This window comes from Pseudomonas sp. TAE6080 (genome assembly GCF_018732265.1).
GTDB classification, from domain to species: Bacteria; Pseudomonadota; Gammaproteobacteria; order Pseudomonadales; family Pseudomonadaceae; genus Aquipseudomonas; species Aquipseudomonas brenneri.
On sequence record NZ_JAHIDY010000032.1, the window covers coordinates 47,271 to 71,130 of the forward strand.

General features: G+C 60.7%; 19 protein-coding genes. 8 read left to right on the plus strand and 11 right to left on the minus strand.

Annotation, left to right across the window (positions count from 1 at the left end; translation table 11 throughout):
• Positions 1–12 precede the first annotated feature (12 nt).
• The 3 genes from KL786_RS21605 to KL786_RS21615 are packed head-to-tail and all read right to left on the minus strand — an operon-like array spanning position 13 to position 5,585.
• Positions 13–3,156: a CusA/CzcA family heavy metal efflux RND transporter gene (locus KL786_RS21605; protein WP_215518931.1), complete on the minus strand. Its 3,144-nt coding sequence runs from the start codon at positions 3,154–3,156 to the stop codon at positions 13–15.
• Positions 3,157–3,174: 18 nt separating this feature from the next.
• Entirely contained in the window at positions 3,175–4,344 is a 1,170-nt protein-coding gene (locus KL786_RS21610) for an efflux RND transporter periplasmic adaptor subunit (protein ID WP_215518932.1), read from the minus strand.
• Positions 4,345–4,361: 17 nt separating this feature from the next.
• Complete coding sequence (locus tag KL786_RS21615) at positions 4,362–5,585, minus strand: TolC family protein (protein ID WP_215518933.1); 1,224 nt, start codon at positions 5,583–5,585, stop codon at positions 4,362–4,364.
• A gap of 183 nt (positions 5,586–5,768) precedes the next feature.
• Here KL786_RS21615 and KL786_RS21620 point away from each other — a divergent pair, with 183 nt between their 5' ends.
• Positions 5,769–6,443 (plus strand): heavy metal response regulator transcription factor, encoded by a 675-nt coding sequence (locus KL786_RS21620; protein WP_032859875.1) that lies wholly within the window; start codon positions 5,769–5,771, stop codon positions 6,441–6,443.
• A 3-nt stretch (positions 6,444–6,446) separates the two neighbouring features.
• On the opposite strand, the gene KL786_RS21625 is transcribed toward KL786_RS21620, so the two are convergent.
• A complete protein-coding gene (locus tag KL786_RS21625; protein WP_215518934.1) occupies positions 6,447–7,343 on the minus strand; it encodes a cation diffusion facilitator family transporter in 897 nt (298 codons plus the stop codon).
• A gap of 223 nt (positions 7,344–7,566) precedes the next feature.
• A complete protein-coding gene (locus tag KL786_RS21630; RefSeq protein ID WP_215518935.1) occupies positions 7,567–8,850 on the minus strand; it encodes an MFS transporter in 1,284 nt (427 codons plus the stop codon).
• A gap of 181 nt (positions 8,851–9,031) precedes the next feature.
• Here KL786_RS21630 and KL786_RS21635 point away from each other — a divergent pair, with 181 nt between their 5' ends.
• The 4 genes from KL786_RS21635 (at position 9,032) to KL786_RS21650 (ending at position 13,003) form a co-directional block, all read left to right on the plus strand.
• Positions 9,032–10,450, plus strand: a complete 1,419-nt coding sequence (locus tag KL786_RS21635; protein WP_032859871.1) for a short-chain fatty acid transporter — start codon at positions 9,032–9,034, stop codon at positions 10,448–10,450.
• Positions 10,451–10,653: 203 nt separating this feature from the next.
• Positions 10,654–10,863, plus strand: a complete 210-nt coding sequence (locus tag KL786_RS21640) for a hypothetical protein (protein WP_215518936.1) — start codon at positions 10,654–10,656, stop codon at positions 10,861–10,863.
• Between the two features lie 286 nt (positions 10,864–11,149).
• Complete coding sequence (locus KL786_RS21645; RefSeq protein ID WP_215518937.1) at positions 11,150–12,319, plus strand: hypothetical protein; 1,170 nt, start codon at positions 11,150–11,152, stop codon at positions 12,317–12,319.
• 159 nt (positions 12,320–12,478) lie between these two features.
• A complete protein-coding gene (locus KL786_RS21650) occupies positions 12,479–13,003 on the plus strand; it encodes an SET domain-containing protein (protein WP_215518938.1) in 525 nt (174 codons plus the stop codon).
• On the opposite strand, the gene can is transcribed toward KL786_RS21650, so the two are convergent.
• From can to KL786_RS21665, 3 genes are all read right to left on the minus strand, one after another.
• Entirely contained in the window at positions 13,000–13,644 is a 645-nt protein-coding gene (gene can / locus KL786_RS21655) for a carbonate dehydratase (protein WP_029295821.1), read from the minus strand. The genes KL786_RS21650 and can overlap by 4 nt on opposite strands.
• 180 nt (positions 13,645–13,824) lie before the next feature.
• Positions 13,825–14,277 carry a ribosomal protein S18-alanine N-acetyltransferase gene (gene rimI / locus KL786_RS21660; RefSeq protein ID WP_032859866.1) on the minus strand — a complete coding sequence of 151 codons (453 nt, stop codon included), beginning with the start codon at positions 14,275–14,277 and terminating at the stop codon, positions 13,825–13,827.
• Positions 14,270–15,022 (minus strand): flagellar biosynthesis protein FlhF, encoded by a 753-nt coding sequence (locus tag KL786_RS21665; protein WP_215518944.1) that lies wholly within the window; start codon positions 15,020–15,022, stop codon positions 14,270–14,272. The genes rimI and KL786_RS21665 overlap by 8 nt, the downstream gene beginning before the upstream one ends.
• Before the next feature lie 229 nt (positions 15,023–15,251).
• Here KL786_RS21665 and mksB point away from each other — a divergent pair, with 229 nt between their 5' ends.
• From mksB to mksF, 3 genes are read left to right on the plus strand one after another with little or no spacing between them, the layout of a single operon-like run.
• On the plus strand, positions 15,252–16,529 hold the full coding sequence (gene mksB, locus KL786_RS21670) for an Mks condensin complex protein MksB (RefSeq protein ID WP_215518939.1): 1,278 nt from the start codon (positions 15,252–15,254) through the stop codon (positions 16,527–16,529).
• Positions 16,519–17,226, plus strand: coding sequence for an Mks condensin complex protein MksE (gene mksE, locus KL786_RS21675; protein ID WP_215518940.1), 708 nt, complete (start codon positions 16,519–16,521; stop codon positions 17,224–17,226). The genes mksB and mksE overlap by 11 nt, the downstream gene beginning before the upstream one ends.
• A complete protein-coding gene (gene mksF / locus KL786_RS21680; protein ID WP_215518941.1) occupies positions 17,223–20,063 on the plus strand; it encodes an Mks condensin complex protein MksF in 2,841 nt (946 codons plus the stop codon). Before mksE ends, mksF begins: the two co-directional genes overlap by 4 nt.
• A gap of 67 nt (positions 20,064–20,130) precedes the next feature.
• Here mksF and KL786_RS21685 read toward each other — a convergent pair whose 3' ends face one another.
• Genes KL786_RS21685 through KL786_RS21695 form a run of 3 tightly spaced genes read right to left on the minus strand, consistent with a single transcriptional unit; the run spans position 20,131 to position 23,696 of the window.
• On the minus strand, positions 20,131–22,434 hold the full coding sequence (locus KL786_RS21685) for a PqiB family protein (RefSeq protein WP_215518942.1): 2,304 nt from the start codon (positions 22,432–22,434) through the stop codon (positions 20,131–20,133).
• Complete coding sequence (locus KL786_RS21690; protein ID WP_065944332.1) at positions 22,427–23,050, minus strand: paraquat-inducible protein A; 624 nt, start codon at positions 23,048–23,050, stop codon at positions 22,427–22,429. Before KL786_RS21690 ends, KL786_RS21685 begins: the two co-directional genes overlap by 8 nt.
• On the minus strand, positions 23,037–23,696 hold the full coding sequence (locus KL786_RS21695; RefSeq protein ID WP_215518943.1) for a paraquat-inducible protein A: 660 nt from the start codon (positions 23,694–23,696) through the stop codon (positions 23,037–23,039). Before KL786_RS21695 ends, KL786_RS21690 begins: the two co-directional genes overlap by 14 nt.
• Positions 23,697–23,860 lie beyond the last annotated feature (164 nt).

Here is a 23,860-nt window from a genome sequence, read left to right on the forward strand (position 1 = left end):
ACCATCCCCAGCCTACACGGGCTCCTCGTCGCGGCGATGAGCCCACTGATACAACGCCGGCAGCACCAGCAACGTCAGCAACGTCGAAGAAATAATCCCGCCAATCACCACCGTCGCCAGCGGCCGCTGCACTTCGGCGCCGGTGCCGGTGGCCAGGGCCATGGGGATAAAGCCCAGGGAGGCGACCAACGCCGTCATCAGCACCGGACGCAAGCGCGTCAACGCCCCTTCGTTGATCGCCACCGACAACGAGCGCCCTTCCTCACGCAGGTTGCGGATGAAGGCAATCATCACCAGGCCGTTCAGTACCGCCACCCCCGACAGTGCAATGAACCCCACCCCAGCGGAAATCGACAACGGTATATCGCGCAACCACAGCGCCATGATCCCACCGGTCAACGCGAAGGGGATCCCGGTGAATACCAGCAGCCCGTCCTTGAGGTTGTTGAACATCATGAACAGCAATCCGAACACCAGCAGCAATGCCACCGGCACCACCACCCGCAGGCGCTCGGATGCCTCCTTGAGTTGCTCGAACTGGCCACCCCAGGTGGTCCAGTAGCCGGCGGGGATCTTCACCTGCTGCTCCAACGCACTTTGCGCTTGCGCGACGAACGAGCCGATATCACGCCCGCGCACGTTGGCGCTGACAATCACCAGGCGCTTGCCGTTTTCGCGGCTGATCTGGTTCGGCCCCAGGACCAGGTCCAGGCTGGCGACTTGCGACAAGGCAATAAAACCCAGTTGGCCCGAGGTGTTGCCGGCCAGCGCCGGGATCGGGATCAATAGCCGCGACAAGCCTTCGATATCGGTACGCAGGGTTTCCGATAAACGCACCACCATGTCGAAACGCCGATCACCTTCGTACAACATGCCGGCCTTGCGCCCGCCCACGGCGACGGCGATGGTGTCTTGCACATCGCCTACATTCAGGCCAAACCGCGCCGCCTTGTCACGGTCGATATTGATGGTCAGCACTGGCAGGCCAGAAGTCTGTTCCACCTTCACTTCCGAAGCGCCATTGAGCTTCTGCAAGGTCTCGGCAATCTCCCCGGCGGTCTTGTTCAGAACATCCCGATCATCGCCAAACACCTTCACCGCCACGTCACTGCGCACCCCGGAAATCAGCTCGTTGAAACGCAACTGGATCGGTTGCGACAGCTCGTACTGACTGCCCGGCACAATCGCACTGGCCCGTTGGATCTCGGCGATCAGGGTTTCCCGGGACTTCTTCGGATCAGGCCATTGGTCCTTGGGCTTGAGCATCAGGTAGCTGTCGGAAATATTCGGTGGCATCGGGTCGGAAGCAATTTCCGCGGTGCCGGTCCGGGCAAATACCCGCTGGATCTCCGGCACCTGGGCCATCAAGGTTTTTTCCAGTTGCTGCTGCATCTGTACCGACTGCGTCAGGCTGGTGCCCGGCACACGCATGGCTTGCTGGGCAAAGTCACCTTCGCTGAGGCTGGGGATAAACTCGCTGCCCATGCGGCTGGCCACTGCACCAGACACCACAATGGTCAACAGCGCCAGGCCGAACGCCCAGCTACGGTGCGCCATCACCCAATCCAGCACCGGCGCATAGCCCCGGCGTGCGGTGCGCATTACCCAGTTTTCTTCTTCCTTGACCTTGCCGGTAACGAACAGCGCAATGGCCGCCGGGACGAAGGTCACCGACAGAATCATCGCACCGAGCAATGCCACCACCACGGTGAAGGCCATCGGGTGGAACATCTTCCCGGCCACCCCGGTCAGGGCAAAGATCGGCAGGTACACCACCATGATGATCAACTGCCCGAAGATCAGCGCACGACGCGCTTCCTTGGCGGCGGCGAACACTTCGTGCAGGCGTTCGCTGCGCGTCAGCAGACGACCATGGCGGTGCTGGGCATGGGCCAGGCGACGGATGGAGTTCTCCACGATCACCACCGCGCCATCGACGATAATCCCGAAATCCAGCGCGCCAAGGCTCATCAGGTTGGCGCTGACTTTGTTGGTGAACATCCCGGTAAAGGTGAACAACATCGCCAGCGGGATCACCATCGCGGTGATCAGCGCCGCGCGGATATTGCCCAGGAACAGGAACAGAATCACGATCACCAGCAGCGCACCTTCGAAGAGGTTTTTCTTCACGGTGGCGATGGCTTTTTCTACAAGGTTAGTGCGGTCGTAAACCGTGACCGCCACCACGCCCTCAGGCAGGGAGCGGTTGATCTCTTCGAGTTTTTTCGCCACGGCCTGGGACACGGTGCGGCTGTTTTCGCCGATCAACATAAACACCGTGCCGAGCACCACTTCACGGCCATTTTCGGTGGCCGCGCCGGTGCGCAACTCACGGCCGATATCGACCTGGGCCACATTGCGCACGCGGATCGGCGTACCGTCGACAGTGTTGATGACGATATTGGCAATGTCGTCGATGGACGCCACTTGCCCCGGCGCACGGATCAGCAACTGTTCGCCACTGCGCTCGATATAACCGGCGCCGACGTTGGCATTGTTACGCTCCAGCGCCGTCACCAGGTCGTTCAAGGTCAGGTTGTAGGCCGCCAGGCGCTTGGGGTCCGGGGCGACCTGGTATTCCTTGGCGAAACCACCAATGGTATTGATCTCGGCCACGCCGGGCACGTTGCGCAACTGCGGCTTGATGATCCAGTCCTGGATCACCCGCAGGTCCGTTGGCGTGTAGGCCGAGCCATCTTCCTTGCGTGCGCCGTCTTCAGCTTCCACGGTCCACAGGAAAATTTCCCCAAGGCCCGTGGAAATCGGCCCCATCGCCGTTTCAATACCGTCCGGCAACTGCTCGCGGGCCACCTGCAAGCGTTCGTTGACCAGTTGCCGGGCGAAGAACAGGTCGGTGCCGTCCTTGAAGATCACCGTGACCTGGGACAGCCCCGAACGCGACAGCGAACGGGTCTGCTGCAAGCCTGGCAAGCCGGCCATCGCGGTTTCAATGGGAAAGGTGATGCGCTGTTCGGTTTCCAGCGGTGAAAAACCGGCCGCCGCCGAGTTGATCTGCACCTGGACGTTTGTGATATCCGGCACTGCGTCGATGGGTAGTTTCTGGTAGCTGGCGATGCCGACACCGGCCATCAACAACACCGCCAGCAGCACGATGATGCGCTGCTCGATGGCAAATTGAATCAGACGTTCAAACATGGGGAATCACTCGCAGGATCAATGGGCGTGCTCGGCCGAAGCCTTGCCCAGCTCGGACTTGAGGACGAAGCTGCCAACGGTCGCCACCTGTGCACCGGCCTCCAGGCCCTGGCGCACTTCGACAAAGCCGTTTTCACTGACACCCAGCTCAACGTGGCGGGTGATGAAACCTTCGGCGGTGCGCACAAACAGCGACGGCTTGTCTTCCACAGTCTGGATCGCCTCCACCGGCACGGTGACTGCCGCCGAGTAAGTATCCGTGGCCACCTGCACCGCCACGAACAACCCGGGGCGCCAGGAATCGTCGGGGTTGGTCACGCTGACCCGCACCGTTGCGGTACGCGTCTGCTCACCCAGCAAGTTGCCGACATAGGCCACGGTGCCCATCACGTCGGTGCCCATTTCCGCGGAGCTGACCTTCACCGGTTTGCCGACCTGGACCTTGTTCAGATCCTTGGGGAACACACCAAACGTGACCCACACCTGGGACAGGTCCGACAAGGTAAAGGCGGCGCTGGTCTCACTCACCACCTCGCCGACGCCCAAGTGCTTTTCCACCACCACGCCAGCAAACGGCGCACGCAATTCATAGCGATTGCCGCCGGCCAGGACCGCGCTGCCACTCAGGGCGTTCATCTTTTGCCGCGCGTTGTTCAGGGCGATCTCGGCTTCTTGCAGGGTCTGGCGCGCCAGCAGGTAATCCTGCTCGGCAGATATCTTGTCCTGCCATAACTGACGCTCGCGCTGGAAGGTGGTGCGAGCCAGTTCGACCCGGCGCTCGCTGGCCGCCAACTCACTGCGCTGATCAGAAATCTGCTGGCTGGCGATCACCGCCAACAGCTCACCCTGCTTCACTGTCTGCCCGAGGTTGACCTTGACCGACTCCACCACGCCCGCCGCACGCGGCACGATGTGGGAGGTGCGGTCCTCATCGAAGCGCACCTCGCCCGGCAACGACAGCAACGTGCTGATTTGCCGGGGCTGAGCCTTGGCCAGTTGAATACCAGCAGCCTGGATCTGCTGCTCATTGAGCACCAGCGCGCCCTCTTCCTCCTCCTCCGCCGGCGTTTCAACGCTCGCTGCAGGTGCCGGTGCCGAGGGTGCAACGCTGGTAGCCGGCCAAAACACCATCGCCCCAAGGGCAATGGCCACTGCGACGGCCAGAGCCAGGCCTTGTTGTTTGTTCATGGGGAACTCCTGAAAGATCAAATGCGGGCGAGGTCGCCGTAAATCCGTTCGATGCGCACCCAGGCGTCGGTGGCCTGGGCGAGTGCGGCGAGGTATTGGGTGCGGGCTGCGATCAAGGTGCGCTGGGCGTCGAGCACATCGAGGAAGTTGAACTTGCCCATCTCAAAGCCACGGGTGGCGCTGTCCACCGCACTTTGGGCGGCGGGCAGGATCACTTGGTTGAAGGCACGCACTTCACTGTTTGCGGTCGACCACAGGTCCAGGGCCTGGCGGGTTTCAGTGCGCAGGCGCAGTTCGGTGGCGTTGCGCAGGTCGCGCGCCTGGTCGGCACGGCGGCTGGCGGCCAATACATTGCCCTGGTTGCGGTTGAACAGCGGGATCGGCATCGACACGCCCACCAGGTTGACGCGCTCGCGGACGCTGGCGTCGTACTGGCTGCCGATGGACACGTCGAGGTCGGGAATCCGCTGGGCCTTTTCCAGGCCCAACCCGGCTTCACGCTGCTGGATTTGCAGTTCAGCCAGGCGCAGTTCGGCGGTGTTTTCCAGGCGCGCCAGCAGCTGTGTGCTGGACGGCAATGCCGGAATGGCTGAAGCGCCAGCCTCGACGCGCTGGAAATCGGTATTGGCGTTGCCGGTGATCGCCGCCAGTCGGCGATAGGCATCGGTCACGCCGATTTCGGCACGGCTGCGCTCCAGGCGGATTTCCGAGAGCTGTACCTGCGCGCGGGTGGCTTCGACCGGCGACGACTTGCCCGCCGTGACTCGGCCATTGGCAACCACCAGCCCGCGCTCGGCCAGCGCGACTGAACGCTGGGCCAGCTCCAGGCGTTCCTGGGCCCGCAGGGCGCCATAAAAGCCATCGATGACCTCGGCCCGCAACAGGTTGCGGCGCTGCTCCAGCTCCTGGGCGGCCGCGTCTTGTGCCCGCGAAGCCACATCAATCCGCGCCCCACGCTTGCCGCCCAGCTCCAGGGTCTGGGTCAGCTTGAGGGTGGTGGTGCGGGTGCTGCGGCGGGTGTCTTCGGCGTCCCAGGAGGCCACCGGATTGGGGATCAGCCCGGCCTGCTGCCGACCGCCCTGGGCGATGTCGATTTCCCATTGCGCGGCGGCCAGGTCCGGGTTGTCGGCAAAGGCACTTTTCAGGGCCGATTCGAGGGTCAGGGTATTGGCGCTTGCCACTTGGGCCATCGCCAACACCCCCATGACGGAGCACACAATTGTTCTTAAAAACGTTGGCATAGCAAGCGTTCCACACCCATGAGTTGGCGGATAAATCCAAGCAGGGGCAATGTAACTTTCGCCACTTATCAGAGGGGTGGCCAGAACATTACAAATCCGTTAGCAAAGGCTCTGGCACGGGCTTTTGCTTTAACCTTCGCGGCAACTTGCTGATACTTTCCCCTGCCCCGAGGCGCGCTCGACATGCGAATCCTGGTTATCGAAGATGAACTGAAAACTGCCGATTACTTGCATCAGGGACTGAGCGAAAGTGGCTACGTGGTGGACTGCGCGGCCAGCGGTGCCGACGGCTTGCACCTGTCCAGGCAGCACACCTATGAACTGGTGATTCTGGATGTGAACCTGCCACTGATGGACGGTTGGGATGTGCTGCAGCGGATCCGCCAGACCAGCAACACCCGCATCATGATGTTGACCGCACAAGGGCGCCTGGCCGACAAGATCAAGGGCCTGGAACTGGGCGCCGATGACTACCTGGTCAAGCCTTTCGAATTTCCCGAACTGCTGGCCAGGGTCCGCACCCTGATGCGCCGCAGTGTCGAGGCCGCCGTGCCGGACGTACTGCGGGTGGGCGACCTGGAACTGGACCAGGGCCGCCACCGGGCCTTTCGCGGCAACCAGCGCATTGACCTGACCACCAAGGAGTTTGCGTTGCTGCACTTGCTGATGCGCCAGAGCGGCGTGGTGCTGTCGCGCACGCAAATCATCTCGTTTGTGTGGGACATGAACTTCGATTGCGACACCAACGTGGTCGAGGTCTCGATCCGCCGCCTGCGCGCGAAGATCGATGACCCCTTCGAGCGCAAGTTGATCCACACCTTGCGCGGGGTTGGTTATGTGTTGGAAGACCGCGAATAGCGGTCAGTGCGCGATCGGTTCCTGATGAAAACCCTCGCCTTCGATCTGGAGGGTGACGTGGGAAATATCGAATTGTTCATGCAGCAACTCTGTCACCTGGGCCAGGATCTGTTGTTCGCTGCCCAGTGCCGGGTCCGCTACCAGATGGGTGCTCAGCACGTTTTTACCGCTGGTCAGGGCCCAGACATGCAGGTCGTGCACCTCCTTGACCCCAGGCACAGCGCAGATAGCCTGCTCCACCGCGTCGATATCAATACCGTCCGGCACACCTTGCAGCAGCACGTTCATGCTTTCCTTGAGCAGCGTCCAGGTTCTTGGCAACACCCAGAAACCAATCGCAGCGGCTACCACCGAGTCGACCCAGGCCCAGCCGGTGAGCATGATCACCACCGCCGCCAGGATCACGCCGATGGAACCGAGCATATCGCTCCAGACTTCCAGGTAGGCACCCTTGACGTTCAGGCTTTCATCGCTGGCGGCGCTGAGCAGGCGCATGGAAATCAGGTTGACGATCAGCCCCAGCACGGCAATCACCAGCATGCCGGTGGACTGGATTTCGGCCGGTGCCTGCAAGCGCTGGTAAGCCTCATAGAGGATGTAGAACGCCACCACGAACAACAACAGCGCATTGAACGCGGCCGCCAGGATCTCGAAACGGGCATAACCAAAGGTGCGTTTGCGGTCAGCGGCGCGCTTGGCGACCTGGATTGCCACCAGGGAGATGGCCAGGGCCAGGGTGTCGGTCATCATGTGCGCGGCGTCGGACAACAGCGCCAGGCTGCCGGTGACAAAGGCGCCGATCACTTCGGCAATCATGAAGCTGCCGGTCAGCCCCAGGGCCAGCCATAACTTGCGTTCGTGGCCTGCGCGTACGGTGGCGTGGCTGTGTCCTGCGCTCATGGAATGTCCTCAAGGGGGGGGGGATGTGCGCTGATCATAGAGCGATAAATGGAAACCTTCGGTATGGATTTCATTATTGTCATGGTTCGGCCATCAAAGTGTTAACCGATCGCCCCTTGTGGGAGCGGGCTTGCTCGCGAAAGCGGTGTACCAGCCAACATCAATGTCACTGATCCACCGCTTTCGCGAGCAAGCCCGCTCCCACACTTGTAAGGCGGTGGCTTTAAAAAACAGGTCGATTGGCAAACCGCACTGCGCTGGCCACACCGACCGCGCCCATCACCACGCAATACCCGACGCAAATCCACGGGCTGGTGGGCATTAATGCAATCAGCATCAGCGGTGTAGTGCTCGCCCACAGCGCGTAGGCAATGTTGTAGGTAAAGGAAATCCCCGACACACGGATCTGCGCCGGAAACAGGCTGACCATCACCGATGGCACTGCGCCCACCACCCCGCAACTCAACCCGGCAACGGCATATGCCGCACCCAGCCACACGCCGCCGGCGATCAGGCTGGCGTAGAGCACGGCGATACCGACCGGCAACAGCAGGCTGTAGACCAGCACCGCGCGCCAGGCGCCGATGCGATCCACCAACAGACCGGCGAGCACGCAGCCGATATTCAGGAAGACGATGCCCAATGCGCTCAGGGCGAAGGTGTGGCTGGGGCTCATGCCGAAGGTTTTCTGCATCATGGTCGGGGTGATCACGACCAGCACCACCACCGCCGAGGTCAGCACGCAGGTCAGGAGCATGGCCGGCAACAGCGCTTGCCGATGGTCGCGCAATACCGTGCGCAACGGCAGTTCGGCGTCGGCCTGGCGGCGTGCCTGCATGGCCAGGAATACTGGGGTTTCGCTGAGCCAACGGCGCAGCCAGACACCAATCACGCCAAACACGCCGCCCAACAGAAACGGAAAACGCCAGGCGTAGTCGAGGATTTGTTCAGCGGTGAACATCTGCGCCAGCAAGGTCGCCGTCAATGCCCCCAGCAGGTAACCGAAGGTCAGCCCGGCTTGCAGGAACCCCAAGGCATAACCGCGATGGTTGGCGGGGGCGTGCTCGGCGACGAAGACCCAGGCGCTGGGCACTTCACCGCCCACCGCCGCGCCCTGCAACACCCGCAGTGCCAGTAGGATCAGTGGCGCGAAATAGCCGATTTGCGCGTAGGTCGGCATGATCCCGATCAGCAGGCACGGCAACGCCATCATCAGGATGCTCAGGCTGAACACCCGCTTGCGCCCCAAGTGATCGGCAAAGTGCGCCATCAGGATGCCGCCCAGTGGTCGCGCCAGGTAGCCGGTGACGAAAATCCCGAAACTCTGCAGCAGGCGCAGCCACTCGGGCATTTCCGGAGGGAAGAACAACTGGCTCAGGGTCAGGGCAAAAAAGACGAAGATGATGAAGTCGTAGATTTCCAGGGCACCGCCCAAGGCGGCCAGGCCCAGGGTTTTGTAGTCGGAGCGGGAGAAACGCTGCGCCTGTGGATAAGTGCTGGCAGTCATGGAGAAACTCGGCAGACAAACGAAAAGGCGTGCAGGTTATGAGCTGGGCCGGGTCCTGGCAATCGCCGCGGATATATTCGTTTTACTCATTGATCCATGAAAATAACAACATTCCCAAATAAATGGCCTTGGGCCAAGATGCCTGCAATCCGCCCCATAATAAATACAAGAGGTAAATAACGTGGCCGATCCTATCGAAGAAAGCCGCTATGCCCGCTTTGCCCTGCGTTGCTCGAACTTTGCCGAACGCTGGTTTCCTGACTCCTGGGTGTTTGCCGCCCTCGCCGTGATCATTGTCGCCGTGGCGGCATTGGGCATGGGCGCGGCACCGACCGACGCCGCCAAGGCCTTTGGCGATGGTTTCTGGAGCCTGATCCCATTCACCATGCAAATGGCCTTTGTGGTGATTGGTGGCTATGTGGTCGCCAGCTCGCCGCCCGCCGTGAAGTTGATCGACCGCCTGGCGCGCATCCCGAAAAACGGCCGCTCGGCCGTGGCGTGGGTGGCACTGATCTCGATGGTTGCCTCGCTGCTCAACTGGGGCCTGTCCCTGGTGTTCGGCGGGCTGCTGGTGCGGGCCCTGGCCCGGCGCACGGATTTGCGCATGGACTATCGCGCCGCTGGCGCGGCGGCCTACCTGGGCCTGGGTGCCGTCTGGGCGCTGGGGCTGTCGTCATCGGCTGCACAATTGCAGGCCAACCCGGCCAGCTTGCCGCCGTCGATCCTGGCAATCACCGGGACCATCCCCTTCACCGACACCATCTTTCTGTGGCAATCGGGCGTGCTGCTGCTGGCGCTGATCGTGGTATCGCTGATCATCGCCTATGTCACCGCGCCGGGCCCCAATTCGGCGCGTGACGCCAAGGCTTGCGGCGTGGACCCGGCATTCAACCTGCCCAAGCCACAACCGCCAAGCCGCCCGGGGGAATGGCTGGAACACAGCCCATTGCTGACCATCCTGCTGGCGCTGCTGGCCGCCGGCTGGCTGTTCCACGAGTTCTCGACCAAACCTGCGATCAGCGCGATTTCGGGGCTCAACACCTATAACTTCCTGTTCATCATGGTCGGCGCCTTGCTGCACTGGCGCCCGCGCAGCTTCCTCGACGCGGTCACCCGCGCAGTGCCGACCACCACCGGGGTGTTGATCCAGTTCCCGCTGTACGGCTCCATCGCGGCGCTGATGACCGTGGTCAAGGGCGGTGACGGCCAGACCCTGGCCCACCATATCTCGACCTTTTTCACTTCCATTGCCTCCCACGACACCTATGCGCTGCTGATGGGCGTGTACTCGGCGGTACTGGGGTTCTTTATCCCCTCGGGCGGTGGCAAGTGGATCATCGAAGCACCGTATGTGATGCAAGTGGCCAATGACCTGCAATATCACCTGGGCTGGGCCGTGCAGATCTACAACGCCGCCGAGGCCCTGCCGAACCTGATCAACCCGTTCTATATGCTGCCGTTGCTGGGGGTATTGGGCTTGAAGGCGCGGGACTTGATCGGGTTTTCGTTTGTGCAGTTGCTGGTGCATACGCCACTGGTGCTGTTTTTGCTGTGGGCGTTGGGGACGACGTTGAAGTACATGCCGCCGGTGATGCCTTAACCGTTGGGAGCTGCACCTGTTGTTGTGACGGGTGCGGCCATCAACATTGAGCGCCTTTAGTCCCTCTGAATGTTTCAAGGTGGGAACCCAGCATTACTGAAAAACCACCTAACGGTTGGTGTCTCTTAGTAGTAACAAACAATCTTCAACCTTACTAAGAGACCACTACTAAATCATTTAGAACTGTTACTGGAGTCATCCCAATGAATATCGCGCCTACAGCTACTATGCCCACACCTCAAAACAGCGCCGACACTGGCAATATCCAAGATGCTAGACAACAGCAAAACCCTCAGCTAAGAAAATTCAAACAATTCAAACCCGCTTTCGGCCAGCCGGCTGGAAGAATAATATTTGCAGAGTCAAACCCTAACAAAAACCTTTTCAGACCTGTTACAACGTTTAAAGGCTAATTCTGTAGCAAAATCTGAAAGCATCAACTTTCTATAGAGGCTGTGGAAGCCATCAAGCACTCCGGCTTCGCAGCCTATGTTAAATACTCAAAAGTATTGCAACCACCTCAAGCCTAATTGCAAATCCACGAATAACCAGAGCAACATGTTCCACTTCAGGATATTGCGAGGCGATCAATTCCTGCAAAAAACCGCATTTCCCGACGCATTTTCCCGGTCAGCCGCTACTGTGTGAGGGTAGGCATTCATCCCGCGCAGACGGGCTTTAGCTGACAAGGAAACACACATGTTTAAATTGACCAGGCTGTCCTTCACCTTTGTCGCACTTACTGTGAGCACGGTCTTACAAGCCGATGTCGAGCTCGACCTGGGCACCGCGCAACGGGTCACGCAATTGTTCGCCTACCCCAACAATTGCAGTGTGATCTGCTTTCGCCCATGGACCCTGGAACAGACGGTTGAGCATTACCTCAACCAGAGTTTGCAGCGCGACGGCTACAGCCGGGCCCGCGTCAGTGTGAAGACCAACGAGGATAAGGTGCTTGCCCACTTTACCGGCGTACCCGATGGCTATGGCCAATCCTTGACCTCGCTGCTGAACACCGCTGACCTGGCCTACCAGGGCGCCAGCCGGCTGAACCGTGATGGCAAGTGGCAATTTAGCTGGTACCTGTTCCTGCCGCTGGGCATGGCCCTGGAAAACCGCAAGAGCATCGAGTTGATGCATTTCCCACCGGATTATTCCCTGACCCATTACCAGGACTACCTGGAATCAGCCACCACCGACCGTTGGGCGACGTTACTGACCGCCAACGGGATACCCGCGACCCAGACCCCGGAATACCAGACCATCATCGATATTGCGCCGATTGCCGCGCCCTCATCGGCCGGCAAGGACCTGGAAGGTGTCTACGGGTATTTCACCGAGTACCAGACACGTATCGTCAGGGAGCTGAGCCTGCACCCCAGTGGTTCACTGCCGATGGTGGCCTTTGGCGCGCCGGTGCGCAGTTGGATCAAGCAACAATACGGGCAAACCGTCGGGGTCCTGGGCCTGGCGCAGATCAACCCGGTGCCAGACAGCAAAGTCGCGGTACTGGGGGCCAATCACCCCAGTTACATCTGGTACGCCGCCAACCCGGACAGCTACGACGGTGACGAACAGAAAGCCGACGAGGCCGGCTTGAAAGTCATGGCCCAGGACTTGAGCGCAGCCTGCTGGCAGGCCGGGATGGGCCAGAAACCCGCCAGCGACCCCAATGTGTTGCTCAAGGGCTGCATGAAGACCTGGCAGGTAACGCGCAACGAGCAGACCTGCGAACTGTTCTACACCTCGGTTCGCGAGTTATCCCCTGATCAGGCCAAGGAAAAATGCACGACCCCGTCGGTCAGGACTCAACTCAAGCGCCTGAAAAGCCCCATGCCAGAAGCCTCTGTCGCCGCGCCCGCCCTTTAATCGCGCCATTGGCTCTACACAAAAAACGCCGACATTCACTGTCAGATTTGACAGTAGATATCGGCGTCCACTTGCGTAAACCTTGGGTCGTGCCCATTTGCTGTACGACTGGCAGTCATATCACCACCAGGAGGTCGATGCAGCCCGACAAGGAGTCCTATGAAAACCCAGGTCATGGAAGAGGTGCCAGTTGCTGCGAGTGACTGTCTTTATCCGTTCGCAACCCTGCTGGCCAAAAACGGCTACCCCTCGCCCCGACACTTCGAGGTGGTACGCACCAGGAACGGTCGCGAAACAGGGATCAAGGCCAAGGTCGCCTTCGACAGCCGCGTGCGCATCGCCAGGATCTCCGGGCACGCCCTGGGTGAGCGGCGCTTGCATACGCTGCAAGTGTCTTCACGTATCCACTTGTACGATCCGTGGTTCAGCGGCCTGCTCCTGCATTCGTGCGATCCGAATGTGTTTCTCGACATCAGCGAGCTGGAGCTATGGTCGATCCAGGCCATCCGCCCCGGCACCCTGCTGACAATGGATTACGCCACCACCGAAGACGTGCTGCACCAGCAGTTCCCATGCCGCTGCGGCGCCGGGAACTGCCGGGGCTGGATCACCGGCATGAAAGAGCCCTTGAACGCCGAGGGTCAGTTGTTCATGGAACAGTGGCGCCAGCGCAAGCGCTATTAAATGGCTTCTATTGGGCGCAGACGGTATTGCGGCGGCAGTTGCTCAAACCCGGTGATGGTGGCGTTGAGGCTTTTCCAGCGACCGTCCTTGATCCCGTAGATGCAACCGTGGATCGACAGGCTCTGCCCACGGTGCCAGGCGTTCTGCACAATGCTGGTGTGACCGACATTGGCCACCTGCTGGATGACATTGAGTTCACACAGGCGATCGACGCGTTCTTCTTCGGTGGGCAACTGGGCCAGCACTTCGCGGTTCTCGTAGTACAGGTCGCGGATCGAACGCAGCCAACCGTCGATCAGGCCGAACTGGCGGTCCTGCATCGAGGCACGCACGCCGCCGCAGCCGTAGTGGCCGGTGACCAGGATATGTTTGACCTTGAGCACATCAACGGCGTACTGGATCACCGACAGGCAGTTGAGGTCGGTGTGCAACACCACATTGGCCACATTGCGGTGTACAAACAGGTCGCCAGGCAACATGCCGACGATCTCGTTGGCCGGCACCCGTGCGTCCGAACAGCCGATCCACAGGTATTCCGGGGTCTGCTGGCGGGCGAGCTTGGCGAAAAATTCGGGATCTTCCTGTTTGATCGCATCCGCCCAGCGTTCGTTGTTATCAAGCAGGTCTTGTAGTTCGTTCATCAGGTCAGCCTCAGGAATCATGCGCAGGTATGACAGACGACCACCCGTCGAGGTCACGCTCGGGGGTAGATAGGCACACTATAACCCCGACAGCATGAGCAATTACGACGCCAAAAAGGCTGAAGGTGACGATAAAAACAGCCCGTTCCCACACAAGCCCTGTCTACAGGGGATGCTGTTTCAGTCGACCAGGGTGCAGGCCATGACCACTGCGTCTTCGCGCCCACCCGCGACCGGGTAGTAGTCGCGACGGCGGCCGATTTCGTTGAAGCCGTAGCGCTCATACAGGCGGAATGCGCCGGTATTGCTGTCGCGCACTTCCAGGAAGCATTCCCGCGCGCTGGCGGCATACGCCCGGGACATCAGGTGTTCCAGCAATGCCAGGCCCAGGCCACGGCCCTGGTTTTCCGGTTTGACGGTGATGTTCAGCAAATGCGCTTCATCGAGGATGATCTGCACTACGCCGTGGCCTACCTGCTGCTCGCCTTCGAACATCAGCCAGATCTGGTACTTGCCCAGCCCGTCGAGAAAGATGCCACGGGTCCAGGGATGGCTGAACGCCGCGTATTCGATTTTCAGCACGGCATCGAGGTCAGCCTCGATCATCGGGCGGAAGGATAAAGCCTCACTCATCGGTTGTTTTCCAGCGCGCCATCAGCCGGCGCATGGCTTGCCAGACATCAGCCTTACGCTGTGGCTCTTCCATTAATAATTCCAGGCCCGGCAAGGCCCAGACCGAGCCCAGGCCGTCGACCTGCAGCTCGCGGTACCAGGCCTCGGCATTGGCCTCACCGGCAAACCGCACGGCAGGCAAGCCGATCAGCCACAGGCAGACACAAGGTTCATCTTCCAGGCGCGCCGAGACAAAACCTTGCACGAAGTCACGCGCGGCGTCCGGGCCCTGGTCCATATTGCCGCGCACCAGCAGCGGCCAGCGCACCGGCTCGCCGACGATCTGCGGGCTGTCGGGCAGGCCGGCGGCGCGCAGCATGTCCTTGAGCAGCAGATAGGCAGGGTCGCGGGCCTGGAAACGCTCGCCGGTCGGCAACTCCACCAACAACAAACAGCGCCCGGCCCGCAACAGTTGCAGGGCAAAGCGCGGTGGCGGTACGACCGGGGCCTTGGCGACCGGCGCCGGGGCATCATCGGTCACTGCCGCGACCTTGGGCGCCGTGGACGGGCGCGGCACTTCGATCTTGACCCGCTCCGATGGGCGCACGGGCGCTTCAGCCGCAGGCTTGACTACCGCAACCGGCGCCGCCGCTTCCTCGCCCGAAGCGTCGAACGGCTCGAACGGTTCCAGCGCTTGCAGCAGTTCGGGCCGCGACGGTGCGGCAAAGGGCAATTCGGTGCGCGGCAGCCAGTTGACCACCTGCATGGCGGTCAAGTAAGCGCGACGTCGGGACTCGATAAGCAAGGCTCGGCCACTTGTGGATAACTAAAGAGCGCCGATTCTACCGCCCTTCGGCAACGATCGCCCACCGTTGATGCTTTTCTCTGCATTCCTGACCCCCCATCGCGAACGCGCCCTGACCGGCTGTGGATAAATCCCGCGCCTGATGCAGTACAATCGCTGCTTTTAATTCGCCAACCAGCCGGCCATTCCGATGATCGAACCCAAGCGCGTCTTGCGCGCCCTCGCCGAACACTGGGCCCTGCTTGAGCCACTGTGCGAACACTTTGACCAAGGCACCCTGAGCCTTGGCGAGTTGCGCGCGCAACTGGCGGCCCAACAACTGGACAGCACGCCACAGGACATCACCAGCCTGCTGGACGTGTGGATTCGCCTGGATATCCTGGTGCCTGTCGCCAAGAGCCCGAACCGTTTCGAGCTCAATGCGCAGATCCATGACTTCCTGGCCTATCTTCGCAAGGAGCACCGGCTAGGCCTGTGCCTGGAAATCGAAGCCTACCTGCGCCATCTTGAGCGCCTGGCCGGCTATATCCAGGACGCCTTCGACATCCGCGACGGCCATGACCTGGCCCGCCAACTGCGGCTGTTGGACATGCGCGTGCGTGACGTGCTGAAAAAACTCGCCAACGACGAACAGGCCCTCGCGGCCGTGGCCGACCGCGCCAAGACCAGCGACCGGCAGATCCCGTTGCGCCAGCGCTATGCCGAGGTCCTGGCGACCTGGGACGAGTACGTCGAGCCGATGATTCAACTGGTGAACGCCGACGGCGCCTTCGAGCAAGGCGTACGCAAGGTGGAAAACGTGCTGCTGCGCATGCTCACCGAGCAGCAGCGCCTGGGCCACCTGGTGGATGACGACATGTTGCTGCGCACCCACGCGCGCATCCTCGAAATGCAGACCAGCGCCCAGTTGACCTTGCGTCATGCCCGGGAACTGCTGCTGCCGCTGCGTGAAGAAGCACGCCGGCACAACGCCGTGACCCGTGGCGCGGCGCTGGCCCTGTCGGCGATCCGGCGCAAGGGCCTGGACGCCGTGCCGCAAGCGGCGATGCCAATGTTTACCCGGCCGCAAAGTACCTTCCTCGGCAGTGCCAGCCAGGTGGAGGCCTATGTGTATGCCCTGGCGAACTTCGAACCAAAACCTGCGCGTTTCCCCAAGGCCCACAAATCCCACAAGGGCGAAGCCCAACGTGCGCCGCGTACGGTCAAGGAGATGCTGGAGCGTTGCGAAGACGCCCTGCCGATGCCGGACCTGATGACCTGGCTGCTGGAGCAGGAACCGGACGGAGCCACCGACGAGTTGCTGTACTGGTTCTCGCGCCTGTCGCGGGAGAAGCGTTTCAAGCGCGAGCGCCTGGAACGCCAGGATTACCATACTCACGAGCACCAGGTCAGCCTGCGCTCATTCGCCCTGCTCCCGGCCAGCACCGACGTAGCCGAGAATTCTGCGAGCACACCCTATGCATCTTGATCTATCCGAACTGTCCCAGCTGGCGCCGATCTTTCGCGAGCTGTTCAAGGGTTACCACGTCAGCCGCCGCGACCCGGAGCTGTACGCACAACTGTCGAACTTCCAGGACCAGTACCGCACGCTGTTCAAGGCCCTGGGCTTTGAGCTGGTGTGCGATACCCGTGGTTTCTACTACTTCGTGCCGGACACCGCCGTCGCTGCCGCCCAGGTCAACAAGACCGCACAGCGCCTGGCACTGTTCACCTTCATCATCGTCGAACACCTGGCCGACCAGGGCCGCGACCCGATTGCCGTGCTGGATGGTGGCAGCCTGGGCCGCGATGAGTTGCCCTCCTTGCTGGAGAAATACCGCGACCTGTTTATCCAGGCCGAAGTGCAGACCCAGGAAGAGCTGGAAGAAAAAATCATGCGCCGCATGACCCAGCTCGGCTTTGCCAGTGAAGATAATGGCGTCTACCGCTTCCTGCCGCCGATGCACCGTTTCCTCGACGTGTGCCTGTCGGTCCAGGCCGACCGCGACCTGGCGGCCAGTGTGCACAGCGTGCTGCCGTTGCCGGCGCCAGTGATCATCGATGAAGACAGCGATGAAAAACTGCTGCGGACCGATGACCCGCTGGACCTCAGTGACTTTGCTGATGACAGCGAAGAAGACGCCCTGGCCCGTGCCATTGCCGAAGAACAGGAGACCGATGCATGAGCAAGGAACGCTACGGCATTCGCCGCTTCGCCCTATTGAATACCGCCGGCTACAGCCTGGGCCTGTTCCCACTGGAAGAGCCGCTGTCGGTGTATGGCGCGAACAACCTCGGTAAATCGGCTTCGATCAACGCCTTGCAGTTCCCGATCCTGGCGCGCATGTCGGACATGAGCTTCGGCAAGTACACCCTGGAACAGTCGCGACGCTTCTACTTTGCCACCGACACCAGCTACATCCTCGTCGAAGTGTCCCTGCCCCATGGCCCCCACGTGATCGGCGTGGTCGGCCGCGGCCCGGGCGGCGGTTTCGGTCACCAGTTCTTTGCCTACGCCGGCAAGCTGGACCTGGCCCACTATCAGAAGAACGACACCTGCCTGCGCCAGAAAGAGCTGTTCACCAACCTAGAGCGCGAAGGCCTGAAAGCCTATGAGCTCAAGCCCGATGAACTGCGACGCTTGCTGGTGGGCGGCCATACTTCGATCCCGCTGGACCTGACCCTGATTCCGCTGCGCTCCACCAGCGAGCAGAGCCTGAAGACCTTCCGCGCGCTGTTTATCAACCTGCTGCACATGCGCGAAATCACTGCGGCCAAGCTCAAGCAACTGTTCCTTGATGCGTTCGAGCACAGCCTGCGCTCTGGCAGTGTGGATTACATTGCCGCGTGCGAAGAAGCCTTCCGCGATGTGCGGCGCATGGAGCAGGACTACAACTCCCTGGTCGCTGCGGGCCCTCTGGTGGAAGCGCTTTCCAACGGGGTCAAGCAGCGGGAAGTCCTGCGCGGCAAACTGCACCGTTTGTCGCCATTGCTCGATTCGCTGCTGGGCACCTGGTCGGACTACGCCAGTGCGCGTAAGGAAGAGCTGACGATCCAGGCTGAACATTACCGCAACGAGCAGGATGCACTGCAGAACGATCAGCGCGGTGGCACCCAGGAACTGATGCGCCTGGAGCGGGAAATCAGCGGTATTCAACGCTGGCTGGGCGAGCTGTCGGTGCTCAAGCATCGCTTTGCGCTGGTCGATGACGTCAAGGTCCTGGAGCAGCAACTGCTGGCGGCCAAGGATGCCCACGACGAACTGGCCGGCGCCCTGGCGCAGTCGCGACAGTTCAGCGCCGAGGATCTGGATGAGCGCCTGCGCGACCTGGAAAAACGCCTGAAGTCGGTCAAGCAGCAACTCGATCACGCCGACAACAACAGCTACGCCAAACTGCGGGAAGAATTCTCACAGCAGGACGTCGAGCGTCTGATGCGCCTGTTCAACAGTTCGCTGTTCAGCCTGCCACTGGGCGAACATGGCATCACCCTGGATGAAGACGGCCAGTGGGTAAAATCCCTGGAACTGATCCTTGATGGCTTCACCGGCGAGCGCTTTGAAGTGCCGGGGCTGTCCATCGACATCTCGCACATCGAGCCACCGGCATTGCAGGCCCTGGCCGATCGTGCGGCATTGCGCGACCAGAAAGAGCGCCTGGAAAAAGAACTCAAGCAACTCAAGACCCAGCAAGCCGTGGCCTCTGACCGGGCGGCGAGCAAGACCCAGACTGAAGCGCTGTACCAGCAGGTACTGGATGCACAGAAAGCCCTGGAAGACTTCCGCCGCAGCCAGACCCTGAGCGCCGAGGAAGGCGAGAAGCTGGAGAACCTGGCGCAGATGGAAGCTGCGCAGGACGAGTTGAAACGCTCCAGCGACGCCTTTACCGAGCGCGTCCAGCAACTGTCGGCCAAGCTGCAACTGGTCGGCCGGCAGATCGGCGACATGGAAGCCAAGCAACGCACTTTGGATGACGCGCTGCGCCGTCGCCAGTTGCTGCCGGCCGACTTGCCGTTCGGCACGCCGTTCATGGATCCGGTCGACGATTCCATGGATAACCTGCTGCCGCTGCTCAACGATTATCAGGACAGCTGGCAGGGCTTGCAGCGCGCCGATGGCCAGATCGAAGCCCTGTATGCCCAGGTGCGCCTCAAGGGTGTGGCCAAGTTCGACAGCGAAGACGATATGGAGCGTCGCCTGCACCTGTTGATCAACGCCTACGCGCACCGCACCGATGAGGCCCTGACCCTGGGCAAGGCGCGTCGCGCAGCCGTTACCGATATCGCGCGGACGTTGCGCAACATTCGCAGTGACTACGACAGCCTTGAGCACCAGTTGGCACTGTTCAACCGCGAGATCAACAAGCGCCAAGTGTCCAACCTGCAGAGCTTCCGTATCGTGCTCGCGCCAAACAAGGAAGCGCTCAAGCATATCGACCAGATCATCCACAGTGCCGGTCAGTATGAGGAAGGCGAGACCCTGTCGGTATTCGACCTCAGCCAAAGCGCCGAGCAGGACAACAAGAACGAAGAGGCCAAGGAATACCTGGCGCGCCTGGTGGCTGCCAACCATAACCAGTTAGGGCTCAAGGATCTTTTCGAGTTGGCGTTCGAGATTACCAAGGTCAATGGCCAGCCGGTGATTCATACCGATATCGACGGTGCTGCATCCAATGGCACCACCATGACCATCAAGGCGCTGACCAACATGTACTTGTTGCTGCACTTGATGGACCGCGACCAGGCCGGTCGCGTGCGCCTGCCGTACTACCTCGATGAGGCGGCGGATATCGACGAGAAGAACCAGGCAGCCTTGCTGGAGACCAGCCTGCAACTAGGCTTCGTGCCGATCCTGGCCAGCGTGAAGCCGCAGGTTTCCGCCCAGGTGGCGATCGACCTGGAAGGCGGCAGCGGGCCGAACGGGATCTACATTGATGAGGCGGACTGGAAGTACATCCGTCGCCATGATGTGGTGAAGGCGACGGTGAATGTGCAGGCGGATGAGCCGGAGTTGGATGAGGTCTGATCGGCTGTACTGAAATGCAAAAAGGCCGCGATCTATTGGATCGCGGCCTTTTTTGCGGCGCCTGGATTTATTTACCCAGGGGAATCTTCGGCGCCCAGATCAACCACTCGTCTTCGAACTTGTCGAACAGCGGGAACGTCTGCTCAGGTAGCGCCGGGTTGCCCATGCGCTCGCCGTCCGGAGTGGCAAAGGCGATCCCGCCCTGAATCAGGGTTTCCAAAGACTCGGTGCGCACCGTCGCGCCTTTGAACAGGCCGAAGTCCAGACCGAAGCCACTGCTGTTCCAGAAGCGGCTGCCACCGCGAACCAGCGGTGCGTACTTGGGCTCGATCAGCACATGGATCAGCACGCGATCAGCGGTCTTGCCCAGCTCGTAACCCGTAACCTTGCCCACGGTGACTTCACGGTAGGTGACTGGCACACCGACTTTCAACGAACCACGACGGGCGGCGCTGAGTACCAGGCTCAAGCCGGCTTCCTGCACGTTGGTTTCTGGTGGTTGGGCCAGGGCCACGAAGTTCTTTTGCGGGCCGGTGCTTTTCACCGCGGGCAGAACCTCGAGGTACTGGCCAGTGACCAGGGTTTCCAGGTTGGCGGTTTTCATCAGCCCCAACTCGGGCTTGACCACCCAGAACTGGCTGCCGGCACGGGCGATCCGCTCAGGGACCTCAGTGATACGTGCGCTGAGCATCACCGACTGCATGTCAGCGCTCAGGTCGACGCTTTCAATCTTGCCTACGTCCAGGCCTTTGAAGCGAATCGGCGTATCGGTGCGCAGGCCGTCGGCGCGGTCCACCTTGATGGTGATCAGGGTGCCACGTTGGCTGGAGGCTTCGTGATCGGCAAACAGGCGGAAACGCGGAATGCGATTTCTCAGCGGCACATTTGGCTCTGGGGTTTCAAAGGCGATACCACCGGCCATCAGGCTTTGCAGGGACTCGCTTTTGACCTGGATGCCACCGGTGATGCCGCCGGTCAGAGTCACGCCACTGGCGTTCCAGAATCGTGTGGAGCCATTGACCAGGCCTTCGTATTCCTTCTCGATATGCACGCCGATCACCAGTTGCTTGCGCTTGCGCGAGAACTGATAGCTCTGTACCGAACCAACCTTGACCTGCTTGTAGAGGATCGGGCTGCCGACCTCCAGGGAGCCGAGGCTCTCGGTGAGCAGGACCAGGTGCAAGCCTGGGGAGCGCAGGTCCAGCGGTGGCGCCTTGGGCCTGGCGACAAACTCGCGTTGCGGGCTGGCGCCTTTGTCGCCGGGGCGGATGGCAATGTAGTTACCCTTTACCAACGCTTCCAGGCCAGTGATGCCCGCCAGGGAAATGGACGGCTTGACCACCCAGAACTGGGTGCCTTCTACCAGGTAATCCTCGGCCAATGGGTCGAGGGTCAGGTCGGCACTGGCGCTGGACAGGTCCGAGTCGACCTTGAGGGCCTTGAGGCTGCCGACCTGGATGCCTTTGTACATCACGGGCGTGCGACCGGCCTGCAAGCCCTCGAAGTCACTGAGCTTGACCTTGACGCGGATGCCCGCTGCGGCGGCATCGAAGTCTTCGTATAGGCGGAACGGCAGGCTCGGGTCAGTGGGCGGGCTGTCTTTGCGATTCTCCGGCGTGGCGAAGGCGATACCACCGGCGACAATGCTCGCCAGGGACTCACTGCGCACTTTGACCCCGGACAGGTTGGCGTCGATGCTGATGCCGCTGGCATTCCAGAAGCGCGTATGTTTGCGCACCAGGTTGGCGTAGGTCGGCTCGATATAGATCTTTACCTCGACGGTGTTCTGATCAGCGGACAGCAGGTAGCTTTTGACCTGGCCGACCTGGATCTGTTTGTAGAACACCGGGCTGCCACGGTCGAGCGAGCCGAGCCGCTCGGCCTTGACGGTCAGGTGCAGGCCGGGCTTGGCGTCGGATAAAGGTGGCTCTTCGGAGAGCGCCTTGAACTTGCGCGTGGGCTCGCCGTCGCCGGGGCTGGCAGCAATGTAATTGCCCGAGACCAGGGTTTCCAGGCCCGTGATCCCGGCCAGGCTGACGCTTGGCTTGACCAGCCAGAAGCGCGTATTGGCCTTGAGGTACTGCTCGACATCCTTGTTCATCTCGATGGTGGCAATCACCCCGCGATTACTGCCCTCGTCATCCAGGGCCAGGGTCGTGACCTTGCCCACGGGCATGCCTTTGTAGACCACTTCGGTCTTGTTGACCTGGATGCCTTCACCGCTCTCAAAGCGAACCTGGATCTCGATGCCCGTCTGGGTGTAGGCACGCCATCCGAGCCAGCCACCGATCACCAGGGCGATCAACGGCAGTACCCAAATGGCCGACCAGTTCGAAGCGGGGCGGGTTTTAGCCTTTGGCAAATCAGTCATGGTCGTCGTCCGACTCCGTGTTATCCCAAATCAGTCGGGGATCGAAAGTTACTGCGGCAAGCATCGTCAAAATCACCACACTGGCGAACGCCACGGCACCGAGATTGGCCTCGATACTGGCAAGTCGCCCAAAATTTACGACCGCCACCAGAATGGCGATCACGAAGATATCCAGCATGGACCAGCGACCGATAAATTCGATAAAGCGGTACATGATAATGCGTTGTCGGGCAGAAAGCGGCTGGTGGCGTTGTACCGAGAGCAGTAACAACGCGAGGCCCACCAGCTTGAAGGTTGGCACAAGAATACTGGCCACAAACACGACAGTGGCAATTGGGAACATGCCGTAATGCACCAGATCGATCACGCCGGCCATGATGGTGCTCGGGGCACCCTGCCCCATAGAGTTGATCGTCATGATAGGCAACAGGTTGGCCGGAATGTACAGAATCGCAGCGGTAATCAGTAAAGCCCAGGTGCGGGTCAAGCTGTTCGGACGACGAGCGTGGACCAATGCGCCGCAACGGGTGCAGGTTTGCTCGTCGGTATCCGGGTCCTGCCTGTTGAGTTCGTGACATTCGCCACATATCAGAATGCCTGCATCAATCGCCCGCATGTTCGTCCTCCCCTGACAACGCTTGCCAGATCTGATGAGGTGACATGACAACCTCCAACAGAACCTGAACCATTAACAGACTGACAAAGCAGGCCAATCCCAGGCCTATGCTCAGGGATGCCATGCCGGCCAGTTTCACGATCGCGACCAGCACACCCATCAGGTAGACCTCAAGCATCCCCCAATCGCGCATATGGTGATAAATGCGGTATAGCAATAGGCCATAGCTGCGACCTACGTTCCAGCGAATACTGAGCAACACCGCCAGTTGGCACAGCAGCTTGAGCAACGGAATGCCCATGCTGCACAGGAACACCACCAAGGCGACGCCTTGCATGCCGGTGTTGAACAGGGCGACTACGCCACTCCAGACTGTGTCTTCTGCAGTCTGCCCGAGTAGATTGAGCTGCATGATGGGTAGAAAGTTCGCCGGGATGTACAGCAATAACGCCGCGATCACCAAGGCCAGGCTGCGCTCGACGACATTGTAGCGGTGGGCGTACATCTCATAACCACAGCGTGGGCACAGGGCCTTTTCACCGTGCGCAAGCTCTGGCTTACGCATCAGCAAGTCGCACTCGTGGCAGGCAACCAGGTCCTCCAGCGGTAGGTCGGACACCTGGGGGGTATCAACCGGGTCGGACATATAGGGCTCTAAGTCTAAAATGATCAGGTGTCTATTCTAGTGTTCTGGCTCAGAAATAACTGTGCAAATTTGTCGGGGTGAACCAACGGCTATACGCAGGTAATTTCCGACCGCCCAAAACAAAACCCCAACTGCTTTCGCAATTGGGGTTTCGGAATTTAATC

Excerpts from the sequence above, each read along its gene's own strand:
- mksB (WP_215518939.1), top strand. The coding sequence starts at position 15,252 with ATGATCGAACCCAAGCGCGTCTTGCGCGCCCTCGCCGAACACTGGGCC.
- can (WP_029295821.1), bottom strand. The coding sequence starts at position 13,644 with ATGAACGAACTACAAGACCTGCTTGATAACAACGAACGCTGGGCGGAT.
- mksE (WP_215518940.1), top strand. The coding sequence starts at position 16,519 with ATGCATCTTGATCTATCCGAACTGTCCCAGCTGGCGCCGATCTTTCGC.
- KL786_RS21620 (WP_032859875.1), top strand. The coding sequence starts at position 5,769 with ATGCGAATCCTGGTTATCGAAGATGAACTGAAAACTGCCGATTACTTG.
- KL786_RS21615 (WP_215518933.1), bottom strand. The coding sequence starts at position 5,585 with ATGCCAACGTTTTTAAGAACAATTGTGTGCTCCGTCATGGGGGTGTTG.
- KL786_RS21645 (WP_215518937.1), top strand. The coding sequence starts at position 11,150 with ATGTTTAAATTGACCAGGCTGTCCTTCACCTTTGTCGCACTTACTGTG.
- KL786_RS21605 (WP_215518931.1), bottom strand. The coding sequence starts at position 3,156 with ATGTTTGAACGTCTGATTCAATTTGCCATCGAGCAGCGCATCATCGTG.
- KL786_RS21695 (WP_215518943.1), bottom strand. The coding sequence starts at position 23,696 with ATGTCCGACCCGGTTGATACCCCCCAGGTGTCCGACCTACCGCTGGAG.
- KL786_RS21630 (WP_215518935.1), bottom strand. The coding sequence starts at position 8,850 with ATGACTGCCAGCACTTATCCACAGGCGCAGCGTTTCTCCCGCTCCGAC.
- mksF (WP_215518941.1), top strand. The coding sequence starts at position 17,223 with ATGAGCAAGGAACGCTACGGCATTCGCCGCTTCGCCCTATTGAATACC.
- KL786_RS21665 (WP_215518944.1), bottom strand. The coding sequence starts at position 15,022 with ATGCAGGTGGTCAACTGGCTGCCGCGCACCGAATTGCCCTTTGCCGCA.
- KL786_RS21685 (WP_215518942.1), bottom strand. The coding sequence starts at position 22,434 with ATGACTGATTTGCCAAAGGCTAAAACCCGCCCCGCTTCGAACTGGTCG.
- rimI (WP_032859866.1), bottom strand. The coding sequence starts at position 14,277 with ATGAGTGAGGCTTTATCCTTCCGCCCGATGATCGAGGCTGACCTCGAT.
- KL786_RS21640 (WP_215518936.1), top strand. The coding sequence starts at position 10,654 with ATGAATATCGCGCCTACAGCTACTATGCCCACACCTCAAAACAGCGCC.
- KL786_RS21650 (WP_215518938.1), top strand. The coding sequence starts at position 12,479 with ATGAAAACCCAGGTCATGGAAGAGGTGCCAGTTGCTGCGAGTGACTGT.
- KL786_RS21690 (WP_065944332.1), bottom strand. The coding sequence starts at position 23,050 with ATGCGGGCGATTGATGCAGGCATTCTGATATGTGGCGAATGTCACGAA.
- KL786_RS21610 (WP_215518932.1), bottom strand. The coding sequence starts at position 4,344 with ATGAACAAACAACAAGGCCTGGCTCTGGCCGTCGCAGTGGCCATTGCC.
- KL786_RS21625 (WP_215518934.1), bottom strand. The coding sequence starts at position 7,343 with ATGAGCGCAGGACACAGCCACGCCACCGTACGCGCAGGCCACGAACGC.